Origin of the sequence: Acinetobacter sp. 826659 (genome assembly GCF_000588515.1) — a bacterium.
Taxonomy (GTDB): domain Bacteria; phylum Pseudomonadota; class Gammaproteobacteria; order Pseudomonadales; family Moraxellaceae; genus Acinetobacter; species Acinetobacter pittii.
Genome location: NZ_JFYD01000005.1, coordinates 276,894 through 289,401 on the forward strand (window position 1 = coordinate 276,894; position 12,508 = coordinate 289,401).

Below are 12,508 nucleotides of genomic sequence, written 5' to 3' on the forward strand. Positions count from 1 at the left end.
CTTTGCCCTGAGAAGCGACTAAAGCTTCGCAAGAAAACGAGATCTACTCACTCATTAACCAGCAGTCTACTGCAAATGATGTATATGCAATTTTAGGCTTTTGATATGTTATTACTTGTCGTTGAAGGCATCGTGATTGGCTTTTTACTTGGTCTTACTGGTGCAGGTGGGGGTATTCTTGCTGTACCCGCGCTTATGACCAGTCAAGGCTGGAGCGTGGCTCAAGCTGCGCCGATTGGGTTATTGGCGGTTGCGCTATCTACACTCATTGGAACCATTGAAGGCTTATTTAAAAAGATTGTTCGTTATCGTGCTGCGATCTGGATTGCCTTAATTGGTGCTCCTATGGCACATATCGGCATTTTAATAGCTAACACGATTTCACCTATGTGGCTCATGTTAATGTTTAGCTTGGTCATGTTTACAGTGGGCTATCGACTTATCAGTAACCGAGTTTCAGATTTTCATACCCCGCCGTGTCAGGTCAATCCAAGTACAGGACGCTTTATCTGGAATTTTAAAACTGGTGGTGTACTTGCGGGCATTGGAATTATTGCGGGGCTTTTAACTGGGATGCTTGGTGTGGGTGGCGGCTTTGTAATTGTGCCAGCGCTTAGAAAAGTCACAAATTTGGATATGCATAGCATTGTAGCAACCTCACTTATGATTATTTTTCTCATCAGTGGAATGAGTATTGTGATGCATATTGCAGAGGGTTTTCACTATCCAGTAGGCATTACTAGTGCGTTTGCGCTCGCATGTGCAGTTGGTATGTTATTAGGGCGCAGAGCTATTCGTTTTATTCCGTCTGCAATTGTGCAAAAAGTCTTTGCTTTAATGGTTTTTGCTGTCGCAATTTATATGGTCATTAAGATAGTTAATCTAACAAATATCTAAGTAATATAGTATTTTAACTATCTCTGTAGTTAGCAATTTTCCAAAGACGAGATGTTAAAATTCTCTTTGGAAATTTGATTTAAACGATATAAATTTTTGAGAAAGCGATATGAAGCGAGTTAACGTAGCAATTTGTGGTTTTGGACGGATTGGGCAACAAATTGCAGAGCTTCTTTTAAATCGATCGAACTACTATAAACAAAAATATCAAATTGATGCCCGTTTAGTGGGTGTCTGCAACTCATCATCAGGTTTAATTGATCAAGAAGGTTTACAAGCTTCAAAGTGGCTAGATAAAACAAAATATCAAGTAGGTCTAACTGAGCAAAAGTTTTTAGAACAGGTTCAAGCAGATGTCATTATTGAGACAGGGCCAAGTGACTATGTGACAGGTGGAAAAGGCCTATTTTATTTAGATTATGCTTTAACACATAGCATGAATGCGATTGCGGTATCTAAAGGTGCTTTAGTCGTAGATGGTAAAAAATTAGTTAACTTGGCACATCAGCACAATAAAAAACTATTTTTTAGCGGTGCGACAGCTGCTGCCTTACCAACTGTTGATTTGTTTGAATATAACTTAGCTGGCTGCCAAATTTTAGAAATAGAAGGTGTGTTTACAGGCACCACGAATTTTATTTTGAATGATATGTTGCAACATGAATGTGCGTTTGCAGAATCTCTTGAAAAAGCTCAAGCAAAAGGTATTGCAGAACTTGACAGCTCTTTCGATGTAGATGGATGGGATACTGCTGCCAAAATTACGATACTAGCCAATACTGTTTTGGGAGCTGATGTAAAAATTCAAGATATTCCAAGACAAGGAATCAGTCATATTACGGCTGAACATATTCGTGATTGGAAAAAAGAAAATGTAATTCCTCGTCTGGTCGGTTTTATTCATATTAAGAATCAGCAAATTCAAACCGGTGTTGAATTACGTTTAGTTTCAGCAAATCATCCTTTTGCTCATCTGCAAGGTTCAAATAAATGCATTCGGGCGTTAACGCAAGAAATGGGGGAATTTGTTGTCAGTGGAGGGGCTTCTGCACCTTTAGCTACGGCAGCTGCAGCTTTAAAAGATTTCGAGTTGATGCTAAAAACGGGCTGCTAAAATTAATTATGATTTATAAAAAAAGCAGGCTTTTATGCCTGCTTCTCACAATTTTTTTGACTGTTAAATAACTTTTTTCCAATTTCTAACTTACTAAACATTAAGTAGTTACCAAGTAAGATGAGTAAAATTCCAAATACCGCATTTAAAGTCCATACATATCCTTCAAAGAAAGTAGAAACTGTTAGAGCAACTAAAGGAAAGAGCAACGTGCTATAGGCTGCTTTGGCTGCACCAATTCGCCCAACCAAAGAAAAATAAGCCGAGAACCCAATAACCGTACCAAATACAGCCAAGTAAAGTACCGAGCTTAAAAATGGGAAATTCATTGGAGGCATTAAATCTTGGCCAGTAAATAAAGCTAGACTTAACATCACCAATGCCCCATAAGTCATGGCATAACAATTTGTTGAAAAAATGTTTAGGCCACATTTTTGGTGTCTAACACTAATCATGTTCCCTAAAGAAAAACCGTAAGTGCCTACTGCACATAGCCCAATACCCATCAATAACTGTGCATTAAACTGACTATTAATCAGGTCATGCCAAAACAGTAAAACAATACCACTTAGGCCCAAAAGTGCAGCTGGTGCAAAGTTTGGCGATGGTTTTTGCTTAAAAAAGATAAGCGCATTAATGGCATTAAAGAAAACAGCCATCGAAAAAATGACAGACTCTAAACCGCTGTTTACATATTTAACTGCAGTATAAAAACAAATAAAGTTTAGGCCGAAAACACAAAGTCCTTGCAGCATACAAAACAAGTGATCTTTTAAAGCAATTCGCTGTAATTTTCCTGAAAATAGTAAAACAACCCACAGTAATAAGGCTGAAATAGCAAAACGCCATAAAATTGCGACAACTGGTGTTGCATAATGGCTTTGAACGGCAATTCCAATCCATGTTGTTCCCCAAATCAACACCACCGCAACATAGAGTAAAATATTCATAACTTCATCCTCGATTACCAAACTTAAGTATCTAGGAATGCTTAATTTTTCACGTATATATTCTTGTGTTATACATGCAAGATCTTGCGCTTTTTATAGATCTAAACTAGCTGAATTTTGCTGAATATGGTTAACTTAAGCTCAATGATATTCGTTTTAATTTTGCATGGCCTATCAAACTTTAGAACAGCTACAGCAATCTAAAGCCAAGCTTCACGAAACTGTGGTGCTTGATGAGAATATGCAACTTGCATTTTGGTCTAATCAGCAAGATCGTGTAAGTGTCTGTAGCGATCACCATACTCTAAGTCTATATATTCAAGATGGCTATGAAAGCTATCAAAAAACCCCTGCAGGCTGGAAAAACGGCGGTGGGCCGGGGCGTTTTTGCTTATTGCCTGAGCATCAGGAGTCGACTTGGGATATACGTGGTGGGCTTAAATTCGTTCACCTATATTATACCGACCAACATTTGCGTGATGTTGCTGAAAAAATATGGGACAAAGAACCTAATCAAATTGAACTAAACGAAGTTGTTTTTAATGATGACGAAAAGATTCGAGCCCTTTATCAGTTTTTCTTACTAGATTGTGATTGGAAAGATTCAGCAAACCATTTACAAATGAGTACAACTGCCAGTTTATTACTGAACCATTTAATTCGAAGATATAGCAATGTTCAATGGCAGCAACCTGTCATTAAAGGTGGGCTCGCTCCTCATAAACTCAAATATATTCAAGACTGGATTGAAGGGCATCTAGACCAAGCACTGACTTTGTCTGATTTGGCAAATGTTGTGAATTTAAGCGAATACCATTTTGCTCATATGTTTAAACAGTCCATGAATATGGCGCCTCACCAATATGTCATGCAAAGACGCTTAACCAAGGCCAAGGGGCTAATTCAGTCATCTCAGCTTTCTTTACAAGATATTGCCTTAGTATGTGGTTTTAGTTCAGCAAGCCATTTAAGTCATCGCTTTAAACAGTTTTATGGTATGAGCCCTTCGCAGTTACGTTAAGTGTCTAATGTAATTGGTTTATCTTGAGCTGCATCAAACGCAGCTCTTGCCGCATCAATATCCGCAATATGCTGCTGAGCCCATTGGCCTAAAGCAATTACAGGTTCTGTAAGTGAATGGCCCAGTGGAGTTAATTCATATTCAACATGAGGTGGGACTACAGGATAAACCGTACGTTTAACCAACCCATCTCGTTCTAAACCACGCAAACATAAGGTAAGCATACGCTGTGATATTCCATTGATACTTCTTTTAATTTCAGAAAAGCGATGAGAACGTGATGCAAGTGTCATTACAATGAGTATACTCCATTTCTCTCCAACTCTAGCCAACACTTGACTGACTCTTTGACAATCTGAACTCTGGATATCGTGAGGTATGGTTACAGTCATATTACTTGGTTCCCTAAATGTGCCTTCTTGTGCATAAGCATAATAGTAGTAACATAATTAGTTCAAGTAACAATTTTATACTGTAGGTATAAGCGATGAAACTACTTCAAATTGACACAAGTATTTTAGGTGAGCAGTCTGTTAGCCGCCAACTCACCTCATCTGTTATTGGAAAGCTCAGCGCAGCTTATCCAGATGCAGAAATTATTCATCACGATTTTTCTTTAGAACCAATTCCCCATTTGTCTGATGCTGAATTTTTAGCATGGCAAGGTGTTGAACCTAATAATGAAACAGCGCAGCAACGTGTTGCACGAAACACCCAATATTTGGATGAGTTCTTATCGTCAGATATCGTTGTAATTGGCGCGCCAATGTACAACTTTAGCTTTCCATCACAGTTAAAAGCGTGGCTTGACCGACTATCTGTTGCTGGAAAAACATTCCGTTATACGGAAAACGGCCCTCAAGGTTTAGTAGAAGGTAAACGTGTCATTATTGCTTCTTCGCGTGGCGGTGTGTACTCAGAAGGTTCACCAGCCGAAGCTTTAGACTATCAAGAAACTTATATCAAAGCGTTTTTCAATTTTATAGGTGTGACTGATATTACTTTTGTGCGCGCGGAAGGGATCGCTTTCGGCCCAGAAGCACGTCAAGCTGCCTTAGATAATGCAGCAGCACAAATCGCACAATTAGCGGGTTAAAAATATAAACAGCCGAACAGAAAAGAAACTGTTCGGCCTTGTTGATAAGATTTTCTGAATTTAAAAAATATTTAAATCAATAGTTAACTAAAAAAAGTGACAGCTAGTCCAACCAGCGCTGATGCAAAAATCACATATAACACGTTCACGTTAAAGCGGAATAAAGCAATAAATGCAGCCACAGTAATGAAGGCTGCAACAATGTCAAAATGCCCTGAAAAGCCTTGTGGCCATAACACATGATAACTAAAAAATAGTGCGAGATTTAAAATTACACCGACCACAGCCGCGGTAATTGCAGTGAGTGGCGCAGTAAATTTAATTTCATTATGTGTAGATTCAATAATAGGCGCACCCGCAAAAATAAATACAAATGAAAAGAGAAAGGTAAACCAAGTCACAATGACTGCACCAAGTGCTCCAGCAAAAAATAGATGCTCAGAGCCAAGTAGTGAATGATTGACGCCTCCTAAAAAACCAACAAAGGCCACTACCATAATCAATGGACCCGGTGTAGTTTCACCTAAAGCTAAACCATCAATCATTTGTGTAGGTGAAAGCCATCCAAAATGATTTACAGCCCCTTGATAAACATAAGGTAAAACTGCATAGGCCCCCCCAAACGTAAGTAAAGCAGCTTTGGTGAAGAACCATGCCATTTGAGTATAAGAATGATGCCATCCAAAATATGCGCCTAAAGCTAAAATTGGCAATAGCCATAAAGCGATTGCTACAAGAATAAGTTTAGCTAACCGCAACCAATGGAATTTAGCGTGCTTTGGTGTTGGGGTCTCATCATCAATAAATGCCGGACCATAATCTTTTTGACTGGCTTTATGTCCAGCCGCGGAGGAAAATAGTTCTGGGTACTTTTTACTCGCTAAATAGCCAGCAATACCAGCTGATAAAACGATAAGCGGGAAAGGAAGCTTTAAGACAAAGATGGCAAAGAACGCCGCAATCGCGACGATCCATAAAAACTTATTTTTAAGCGAACGGCTACCTATACGGTACGTTGCATGGAAAACAATTGCGGTAACGGCAGGCTTGATTCCGTAGAAAATACCTGCAATAACGGGAACATCTCCAAATTTTATGTAAACCCAAGACAGTCCAATTAAAATAAATAAGGAGGGTAATACAAATAGAATACCTGCAACTAATCCTCCAGCAGTTCTATGCATGAGCCAACCAATGTAGGTTGCTAATTGCTGTGCTTCAGGACCAGGTAATAACATGCAGTAGTTCAGGGCATGCAAAAATCTTTTTTCAGATATCCAGCGCTTTTGCTCAACGAGTTCCTGATGCATCACAGCAATTTGTCCAGCTGGTCCCCCAAAGCTAATAAAGCCGAGCTTGAGCCAAAATAAAAAGGCTTGCCAGAAGGTGACTTGAATAATACTTTCAGGTAAAGGGGATTTTTCGTTTTCCATTTTTTATCCCATCAAAAAATTGATTCATACGGATCAAGAACATCAAAAACTAGTAACTTTTAGTTAATTGAATAAGTTAGATGTGCTAGGCAGCTATAGCATACAGAACAAAAATGACTTTCTTATTATTTTAAAAAGATATTCTTCTAAAAAATCTCTAGAAGAATATCTATCTTTTACTTTTTAATGATCATGTTCTAAATAATCTGGTTTTTTCGGAAGCGCAAGGCTACATAAGAAACAGATAATCAGCATGACAATGACATATATAAAGAAGGTATTTTCAATTCCGGCAGCTTTAAACTGTAAGGCAACTGAAGGTGCAGAACCACCAAACATCGCATTACCTACTGCATAAGAGAAACCTACACCTAAAGCTCGCACATGAGGTGGGAACATTTCAGCTTTTACCAAGCCACTAATAGAAGTATAGAAGCTGAGTAACATCATCATAAAGATGAGTAGCAAGGTAATGATGATCGGAGAATCTATATAGGCACGCATCCCGATCACCATGACGGGATAAATAAAAATCGCAGACAATAAGCTAAAGGCCAGCATTGAAGAGCGTCGCCCAATACGGTCGGAAATTGCACCAAATACAGGTTGAGCACACATATAGACAAATAGGGCGAAGGTCATGATATAACCAACGGTTTTTCCATCCATTCCTAAATTGGTTAAATAGGTTTTTGAATAAACAGTCTCTACATAAAACGTTAATGAACCAGCAGAAGTGTATCCAACCACCAATAAAAAGGTTTTCCAATGTTTCTTAAAGAGTTCTCTTAAGCTACCAGATTCTTTTCGTTCGCTGTCTTGATGAGAAAGTGTTTCTTCTAAGCGACTACGTGCAAGCAAAGAAAAAATTGCTGCAATACCACCAATAACAAACGGAATACGCCATCCACCATCATGTAATTGTTGTTCACTTAAGAACGTCAACAAAATAACGCCCAGTAAGCTGGCAAGTAATTGACCACCAGAGAGGGTGACATATTGGAAAGACGAGTAAAAACCACGTTGACCTTTTAAGCCTAATTCACTCATATATGTTGCTACTGCACCATATTCACCACCAACCGATAAGCCTTGAAGTAAGCGCACTACCAGTAAAAGGAAAGGGGCAAATAAGCCAACTTGGTCATAAGTAGGTAGGGCTGCAAATAGAAAAGAACTCAAAGCCATCAGACAAATTGAGATGACCATCGACTTTTTTCGACCATGCCGGTCTGCAATTCGTCCAAATACCCAACTACCAATAGGACGCATAAAAAAGCTTGCAGCGAATACGCCCCACACATAGATAGATTTAGTCGTACTATCCATATCAGGTGCTGTTAGTGCTTGAGTAAAGTAGGCAGCAAATACTGCATAGATATAAAAGTCGAACCATTCAACTAAATTACCAGAGGCTGCGCCTACAATCCCACGTATTCTGCTACGTTTTTCTTCCTGAGTGTATGTCATATTTCTTCCATCATTTTGCAGACAAAAATGAGGAATTTTTAGATACGCTGGATAAAATAGAATGAAACTTTAAATATCACTCAATCCTGAGCACTTCCTTAAATTCCTAACCATTCATTTTTTCTAATTTTAAAATTCGTTTCTAGTAAGATTACGTCCTTTTGTTCGATTTAAAGAGATTTTTACCAATGATCGAACACTTCCTTTCATTTAACTTAATAATTAATTCTATTTAAAATCAGTGAGCTAATTTACAACGGTACTTTTCTATTTTATTTCTCCTTTTAAGTTTCATTTCGAGCTTAAGTTTATTTTGAATATTTGGTAATACTTAAAAAGTTATAGCGTCAATTCCTAATAAAATAAATGAAATTTATATAATGATAAGTTCATAAAAGTTGTATCAAATACACTTAATCGAAAAAGAACAGAATGTATTGTTTCTCAATATATGTAGCTGTATTCTTGCGTGGCTAAAAATAGACTCCGCACTCATTTCTAGCGCTTTAGAATTATGCACGGTATGGCAGGGAGTTATTCAATGGAAAGACGTTCGATAAATCTTCACTTCATGACATGCTCTAAAACAGCATTGGCTTCATCTATTGCACTCATAACATCTGTTGTCTATGCAAATGAAGCGGAAGTTTCGCAGCTCCCAACCATTACTGTGAACGCTACACAAAATAATGATGCACTATATACTTCTAAAAAAGTTAATTTATCTGGTTTTCAAACTGGTGATGTAAAGAAAGTTCCTGCATCTATTACAACCATTACCTCTGAGCGTATGGCAGACCAACACGCAAAAACACTAACCGATGTCATTAAAAACGATTCTTCTTTAGGGGATGGCTATGCTGCAATTGGCTACTATCCAAATTTTGTAGCACGTGGTTTTGCGCTTGATTTAGGCTCAAGTTATCTCATTAATGGCCATACTATACGTGGCGAACAAAACGTGGCTTTAGAAAATAAAGAACAAGTTGAAATCTTAAAAGGCATTTCTGCAATTCAAAGTGGAATGTCGACACCAGGTGGTGTGGTTAACTATGTCACCAAAAGACCAGCCGATGTTAAAAACATTACGGTCGATGCAAATTCAGAAGGCGGCTATACACTGGCAACAGATGTTGGCGGCTTTATTAATGATAGTTTTGGCTATCGAATCAATTTAGCGCATGAAAGTATTCATCCAAATGTTGACCATGCAAATGGTAAACGTGAGTTTGCTTCAGTAGCTTTAGACTGGAAAATTAATGAGCGTTCTAAATTATTGTTTGATATTGAAGCTCAGCATCAAAGTCAACGTTCAGTACCCGGTTATCAACTGCTTGATGGACAAGAAGTACCAACAAATGTAGATCAAGACCGTTTATTGGGTTATCAGTCTTGGAGTAAACCTGTTGTAAATAACAGTGTAAATGCACGTTTGAAATATCAATATGCATTTAATGATCAATGGAATGGTAGCTTAAGTGCATCACAAAGCCGTGTTGTGATCGATGATTACAGCGCTTTTCCATGGGCTTGTTATAGTAATAACGGAGTTTGTCAAAATAATACTTTTGATAAAGATGGCAATTACGGTATTTACGATTTCCGTAGTCCAGATGATACACGTATTACCAACCAGTTTTCTGCTGGGTTAAATGGTCAATTCAGCACTAGCATCATTCAGCATCAAATCGCTTTTGAAATACAACATACTTATAAAACATTGAAGCGCTACAACTCTAACTCAATGGAGCTTGACCCTATCGGATTAGGTAATATCTATGAAGAAACAAAGGATTATGAACCAGCTCAGATTGACTTAAGAAATTACTATAAAGCTCTAGAAAGTGATCAGACTGCATTTACTATATCTGACCGAGTTCAATTTAATGATCAATGGTCAACTCTACTCGGTGGGAAACTTATTCACCTTGATGAGCAAGCTTATAATTCAGATGGGCAGCAAAGCCGTAATACGGATTTAAACAAATTCTTGCCACAATTAGCACTCATGTATAGTCCAACTTCCACGACTAATCTTTATGCTTCATATGCCAAAGGTTTATCCGATGGTGGCGAAGCTCCATGGTATGCAGAAGCGAATGCTTATCAAGTCTTATCACCTAGAAATTCTGAACAATATGAACTTGGTGTCAAGCAACAAATACGCAATTTCTTATTAACAGCAGCTATTTTTGATTTAAAGCAAGATAATCAATATACGACTGCAAACTCTGAAGGGAAGTTAGAGTTTGTGGAACAAGGTGAACAACACAATCAAGGTATTGAATTAGGTTTAACAGGTGCTTTAACTGATACGCTCGATGTAAGTTCAGGTATTACCTATACCAAATCTCGTCTAGTTGATATTGATAATGACAGCTACAAAGGTCATCAAACTCAAAATGTACCGAAAGTACGTGCAACTGCACAGTTATCTTATAAAGTTCCGTCAGTTGAAGGGTTAAGATTACTCAGTGGTATGCAATACAGTAGTAGTAAATATGCAAACAAAGAGGGAACTGCAAAAGTAGGCGGTTACAGCATTTTTAATATTGGTGCGGCCTATAAAACAAATTTTGCTGGGCATGACACAACTTTTAGATTCAATATTGATAACTTGTTTAATAAGAAATATTGGCGTGATGTAGGGGCATTTATGGGTGATGACTATTTATTCTTAGGTAATCCACGTACAGCCCAGTTCTCTACAACTTTCAGTTTTTAAAATATAGAACAAATAAAAAAGGAGCTTATAAAAGCTCCTTTTTTATTTTCAGGAATTAAGCCGACATTTTTGGTTTAACCATATTATTAATCGACAAGATATCATCAAGCACTTGTGCCGATAATAAACCTTCATTTTGAACTAAAGCCAATACGCTTTGTCCAGTTTCGTTTGCAGTTTTCGCAATACGAGTTGTAGTTTCATAACCTAGATATGGGTTAAGTGCAGTCACGATACCAATCGAGTTTTCAACCAAAGCCTTACAATGCTCAGGGTTCGCCGTAATTGTATCAATACACTTACTTTGGAACATTGCCATTGCCTTACCAAGCAAATCCATAGATTCAAACAGTTTGAATGCAATAAGTGGTTCCATTGCATTTAACTGTAATTGGCCCGCTTCAGCAGCTAAAGTTACAGCCAAGTCATTTGCAATGATCTGGAAACAAGCAAGGTTCATCGCTTCAGGTATAACTGGGTTTACCTTACCCGGCATGATCGAGCTACCCGGTTGGCGAGCTTCTAAATTAATTTCATTAATGCCAGTACGTGGACCACTTGAAAGTAAACGTAAGTCATTGGCAATTTTTGAAAGTTTAGTTGCGGTACGCTTTAATAAACCAGATAAAAGAACAAAGTCACCCATATCTGAAGTTGCTTCGATTAGATCAGGAGCAGACTTAATTTTCTTACCAGAAATTTTTGCAAGCGCTTGAATCGCAAGTTCACGGTAACTATATTCAGTAGTAATTCCCGTACCAATCGCCGTGCCACCAAGGTTCATATACGCTAAAATATTTGGAATAAGCGTATTAATTTGCTCAAGGTCTTTTTGTAAAGTTACTGCAAAAGCACCAAACTCTTGACCTAATGTCATTGGCACAGCGTCTTGTAACTGTGTACGGCCCATTTTTAGAATATGAGCAAATTCTTGAGATTTATTGCGGAAACTTAAGATTAAGTTGTTAAAAGGAAGATTTAGTTCATCTAAGCTTAATAACAAACCTAGGCGAATCGCAGTAGGGTACACGTCATTTGTTGACTGTGACATGTTAATGTCATTATTAGGATGCAAATATTGATATTGGCCTTTTGCGTGTCCCATATATTCTAAAGCGACGTTTGCTAATACTTCATTTGCATTCATATTGGTTGAAGTACCAGCACCGCCTTGCATCATATCAATTGGGAACTGGTCGTGAAAATTACCACGAATAAGTTGATTACAGCTGTATTCAATCGCTTCAAATTTAGTCTGATCTAAGCTTTTAAGATTATAGTTCGCTTCAGCACAAGCAAGCTTTACCATTGCTAAAGCTTTAATAAGGTGAGGGAAATTTCCGACCTTGCTTTGAGTTAAATTAAAGTTTTCTAGAGCACGTAATGTTTGAACTCCGTAGTAGTCGTTATTATTGATCTCTCTATAACCAATAAGATCCTTCTCAATACGGGTGGTAATTTCAGCGTTCATCATTAAACTTCGAATTAGTAAAGAAGATAATTCATATTAGATTTCGAAATGCTTCACTTCTAATGCATTTATCAAGTTAATTATGCATTTTTTGCATATCAGTTTTTTAATTTTATAGTCAACTAACTAGGAGAGTTCATTTTAAAATATTAATTTAACTATATAAATTAATAACTTAATAATTAGATGAAGTTAATTTAAAAATTTGCTTGATACAATGAATGGTCATCTAATTTTTAAAAGCAACCCATTGCAAAAATTAAGACTAGTTAATTTAAGTGAAATATCAACTTAATTATCTTTATTATTAGCTTTTAAAGTGAAGCCCATC

10 protein-coding genes are annotated in these 12,508 nt (G+C 37.5%); 5 read left to right on the top strand and 5 right to left on the bottom strand.

Features of this window, described 5'->3' with window-relative positions; genetic code table 11:
- Positions 1–105: 105 nt before the first annotated feature.
- On the top strand, positions 106–897 hold the full coding sequence (locus J663_RS12355) for a sulfite exporter TauE/SafE family protein (protein WP_033849994.1): 792 nt from the start codon (positions 106–108) through the stop codon (positions 895–897).
- Positions 898–1,006: 109 nt separating this feature from the next.
- On the top strand, positions 1,007–2,011 hold the full coding sequence (locus J663_RS12360) for a homoserine dehydrogenase (protein WP_033849995.1): 1,005 nt from the start codon (positions 1,007–1,009) through the stop codon (positions 2,009–2,011).
- Between the two features lie 32 nt (positions 2,012–2,043).
- Here the strand turns inward: J663_RS12360 and J663_RS12365 are convergent, their stop codons facing one another.
- Entirely contained in the window at positions 2,044–2,961 is a 918-nt protein-coding gene (locus J663_RS12365) for a DMT family transporter (RefSeq protein WP_014206677.1), read from the bottom strand.
- A gap of 166 nt (positions 2,962–3,127) precedes the next feature.
- Here J663_RS12365 and J663_RS12370 point away from each other — a divergent pair, with 166 nt between their 5' ends.
- A complete protein-coding gene (locus tag J663_RS12370) occupies positions 3,128–3,982 on the top strand; it encodes a helix-turn-helix domain-containing protein (RefSeq protein ID WP_033849997.1) in 855 nt (284 codons plus the stop codon).
- Here J663_RS12370 and J663_RS18970 read toward each other — a convergent pair.
- Positions 3,979–4,374 carry a winged helix-turn-helix transcriptional regulator gene (locus tag J663_RS18970; RefSeq protein WP_005069321.1) on the bottom strand — a complete coding sequence of 132 codons (396 nt, stop codon included), beginning with the start codon at positions 4,372–4,374 and terminating at the stop codon, positions 3,979–3,981. The genes J663_RS12370 and J663_RS18970 overlap by 4 nt on opposite strands.
- Before the next feature lie 95 nt (positions 4,375–4,469).
- Here J663_RS18970 and J663_RS12380 point away from each other — a divergent pair, with 95 nt between their 5' ends.
- Positions 4,470–5,078 carry an FMN-dependent NADH-azoreductase gene (locus J663_RS12380; protein ID WP_033849999.1) on the top strand — a complete coding sequence of 203 codons (609 nt, stop codon included), beginning with the start codon at positions 4,470–4,472 and terminating at the stop codon, positions 5,076–5,078.
- Between the two features lie 83 nt (positions 5,079–5,161).
- Here the strand turns inward: J663_RS12380 and chrA are convergent, their stop codons facing one another.
- Together chrA and J663_RS12390 are read right to left on the bottom strand one after the other, a co-directional pair.
- On the bottom strand, positions 5,162–6,511 hold the full coding sequence (chrA, locus tag J663_RS12385; protein ID WP_017399575.1) for a chromate efflux transporter: 1,350 nt from the start codon (positions 6,509–6,511) through the stop codon (positions 5,162–5,164).
- Between the two features lie 183 nt (positions 6,512–6,694).
- On the bottom strand, positions 6,695–7,981 hold the full coding sequence (locus tag J663_RS12390) for an MFS transporter (protein ID WP_033850002.1): 1,287 nt from the start codon (positions 7,979–7,981) through the stop codon (positions 6,695–6,697).
- Between the two features lie 514 nt (positions 7,982–8,495).
- Here J663_RS12390 and J663_RS12395 point away from each other — a divergent pair.
- Positions 8,496–10,706, top strand: a complete 2,211-nt coding sequence (locus tag J663_RS12395) for a TonB-dependent siderophore receptor (protein WP_033850003.1) — start codon at positions 8,496–8,498, stop codon at positions 10,704–10,706.
- Between the two features lie 55 nt (positions 10,707–10,761).
- Here J663_RS12395 and J663_RS12400 read toward each other — a convergent pair whose 3' ends face one another.
- Complete coding sequence (locus J663_RS12400) at positions 10,762–12,180, bottom strand: aspartate ammonia-lyase (protein WP_032013041.1); 1,419 nt, start codon at positions 12,178–12,180, stop codon at positions 10,762–10,764.
- Positions 12,181–12,508 lie beyond the last annotated feature (328 nt).

What these genes read in the sequence shown, in the direction of transcription:
- J663_RS12355 (WP_033849994.1), top strand. Translation starts at nt 106, where the DNA reads ATGTTATTACTTGTCGTTGAAGGCATCGTGATTGGCTTTTTACTTGGT.
- J663_RS12360 (WP_033849995.1), top strand. Translation starts at nt 1,007, where the DNA reads ATGAAGCGAGTTAACGTAGCAATTTGTGGTTTTGGACGGATTGGGCAA.
- J663_RS12365 (WP_014206677.1), bottom strand. Translation starts at nt 2,961, where the DNA reads ATGAATATTTTACTCTATGTTGCGGTGGTGTTGATTTGGGGAACAACA.
- J663_RS12370 (WP_033849997.1), top strand. Translation starts at nt 3,128, where the DNA reads ATGGCCTATCAAACTTTAGAACAGCTACAGCAATCTAAAGCCAAGCTT.
- J663_RS18970 (WP_005069321.1), bottom strand. Translation starts at nt 4,374, where the DNA reads ATGACTGTAACCATACCTCACGATATCCAGAGTTCAGATTGTCAAAGA.
- J663_RS12380 (WP_033849999.1), top strand. Translation starts at nt 4,470, where the DNA reads ATGAAACTACTTCAAATTGACACAAGTATTTTAGGTGAGCAGTCTGTT.
- chrA (WP_017399575.1), bottom strand. Translation starts at nt 6,511, where the DNA reads ATGGAAAACGAAAAATCCCCTTTACCTGAAAGTATTATTCAAGTCACC.
- J663_RS12390 (WP_033850002.1), bottom strand. Translation starts at nt 7,981, where the DNA reads ATGACATACACTCAGGAAGAAAAACGTAGCAGAATACGTGGGATTGTA.
- J663_RS12395 (WP_033850003.1), top strand. Translation starts at nt 8,496, where the DNA reads ATGCACGGTATGGCAGGGAGTTATTCAATGGAAAGACGTTCGATAAAT.
- J663_RS12400 (WP_032013041.1), bottom strand. Translation starts at nt 12,180, where the DNA reads ATGATGAACGCTGAAATTACCACCCGTATTGAGAAGGATCTTATTGGT.